The 2,746-nt window shown below is 35.2% G+C and carries 2 protein-coding genes; both read left to right on the top strand.

Going from position 1 to position 2,746, the window contains the following annotated elements; all coding sequences use genetic code 11:
- A partial coding sequence (locus WBN21_RS09290; protein ID WP_424199606.1) for an efflux RND transporter periplasmic adaptor subunit occupies nt 1-949 on the top strand: 949 nt, incomplete at its 5' end.
- Between the two features lie 161 nt (nt 950-1,110).
- The coding region (locus WBN21_RS09285; RefSeq protein ID WP_424199604.1) for an efflux RND transporter permease subunit at nt 1,111-2,746 on the top strand (1,636 nt) is incomplete at its 3' end.

Raw genomic sequence — 2,746 nt, 5'->3', positions numbered from 1 at the left:
CAATGGCAACAGTCCGTTTTTAAATGTAAGCGGAAAAATACAGGCTACAAATAGTGCAGATTTAAGCACCCGAATGATGGGTTATGTTAACAAAGTTCACGTTAATGTTGGCGATAAAGTTCGAAAGGGTCAATTATTAATTTCTATAAATAATGCCGATTTACAAGCTAAAAAAGCGCAAGTAAATGCAGGCATTACAGAAGCGAATGCAGCATTTACTAATGCTCAAAAAGATTACAATCGTTATAAAAACTTGTTTGCTAATAATAGTGCATCTCAAAAAGAAATGGATGATATGACTGCTAATTTTGAAATGGCAAAAGCACGTTTAGAATCGGCTAATCAAATGAAAAACGAAATTAACGCACAATTTACTTACAGTAATATTACTGCTCCTTTTAACGGAACAATTACTAGCAAGAATGTTGAAGCAGGAAATATGGCAAATCCGGGAATGCCTTTAATTAGTATAGAAACACCAGGTAGTTTTGAAGTTATGGCCATGGTACCAGAATCTGAAATTTCTGAAATTAAAAAAGGAAATACTGTAGATGTGTTGGTAAAATCAATAAACCAAACCATAAAAGGAAAAGTAACTGAAGTGAGTACTTCTGCTAAAAATACAGGCGGACAATATTTAGTAAAAGTAGATTTAGATAAAACAGAGGCTACCATTTTGTCTGGTATGTTTACAACCGTTCAATTTCCTATTGAACGTAAAGCAAAATCAGCTATGGTTTTAATTCCAAATGAAGCTATTGTAACTAATGGCCAATTATCAGGTGTTTATACGGTAAGTCAAAGTAACACAGCTATGTTGCGTTGGTTACGTTTGGGAAGAACTTTTGGCGATCAAGTAGAAGTATTATCTGGTTTGAATGCAGATGAAGCATACATTGTTTCAACTGAAGGCAAACTTTATAATGGAGCAAAAATTTCAATTCAATAACTAAAAAGCCGCGTTAAGGACCTGCCTGCCGGCAGGCAGGTAGAAATGGAAATCCTTTTTTGCTGCCATATATGGCAAAAAAAGATTGTAACGGATAGCCTGTTAAAACGCCCAAAAAATAAATATTTCCACCTTCGTGGGAATGAAAAAAAATACTAATTATGAAAGAAGGTATCGCAGGAAAAATTGCCAAAATCTTTATGCAATCGAAGTTAACAGTCTTGTTAATGATTGTGTTTATGGTGGTTGGTGTGTATAGTTCGTTTTTAATTCCGCGTGAGGAAGAGCCACAAATTGATGTGCCTATTGCAGATATTTTTGTTGGATATCCTGGTGCTAGTCCTACGGAAGTGGAATCGCGAGTTATAAAGCCATTAGAACAATTAATTTCAAATATTAAAGGTGTAGAATACGTGTATTCTACGTCGATGAAGGAGCAAGGTATGGTGATCGTACAGTTTTATGTAGGTGAAGATATTGAGCGCTCGCTAGTGAAATTATATAATGAAATTAATAAGCACATGGATGAAATGCCTCAAGGTGTAACCCAACCCTTGATAAAAACACGTGCTATTGATGATGTGCCTATGTTAGGTTTAACGTTGTGGAGCGAGAATTACGACGATTACCAAATAAGCCAAATGGCTCAAGAATTAGAGTCTGAAATTAAAAAGGTGAATGATGTGGCCATTACGCATAAAATTGGAGGTAGAAACCGTCAATTACGTGTGGTATTAGATAAAGACAAATTGGCTTCGAGCGGATTGGATTTCTTATCAGTTTCAGAAATGATTAAAGCGAATAACTCTCAAATGAGCGCTGGAAGTTTTGATAAAAATGATACCGAATTCCTTGTAAATACTGGAAAGTTTTTAGAATCGGTTACCGATGTTGAAAACTTAGTAGTTGGTGTACAACAAAACCAACCTATATATTTAAAGCAAGTTGCTAAAATTATTGATGGCCCTGAAGTGCCACAAAATTATGTGAGTTTAGGTTTTGGAAAAGGTGGTGAAAAATCTACTGAATACAAATCGGAATATCCTGCTGTAACTATATCGGTTGCAAAACGAAAAGGTGCTGATGCCATGAAACTTGCTGAAATTATTATCGATAAAGTAGATCATTTACGTACTACTTTAATTCCTGATGATGTACATGTTGAAGTAACTAGAAATTATGGTGAGACGGCTTCTCATAAAGTATCTGAATTATTATGGCACCTTATAGGGTCTATCTTTGCTGTAACTATCGTTGTAATGTTAGCAATGGGTTGGCGAGGCGGATTGGTGGTGTTTTTATCGGTTCCAATTACGTTTGCTTTAACGTTGTTGAGTTACTACATGATGGATTACACCCTGAACCGAATTACATTATTTGCTTTGGTATTTGTAACAGGTATTGTGGTTGATGACTCCATTATTATTGCCGAAAATATGCACAGGCATTTTAAAATGAAACGCTTGCCGTTTAAACAAGCCGCATTATATGCGATTAACGAAGTTGGAAACCCAACCATTTTAGCCACATTTACTGTAATAGCTTCTGTTTTACCAATGGCTTTTGTATCTGGATTAATGGGTCCATATATGGCACCAATGCCAATTGGAGCATCAATAGCGATGATATTATCTCTATTTGTTGCCTTAACAATAACGCCATATTTAGGCTATATTTTCTTAAGAGAAAAAGATAAAAAAGGAGAAGAAGATAACCATGAAAAACCAGTTGAAGACACACTTATTTATAGAATTTACAACAAGTTTGAACGCCCATTATTAGAAAGCAAATCGAAGC

This window comes from Algibacter sp., from assembly GCF_049667265.1.
In the GTDB taxonomy this organism is placed as follows: Bacteria; Bacteroidota; Bacteroidia; order Flavobacteriales; family Flavobacteriaceae; genus Algibacter_B.
Note: the sequence above shows the minus strand (reverse complement) of the source record. Positions and strands in the feature narration are given on the sequence as shown.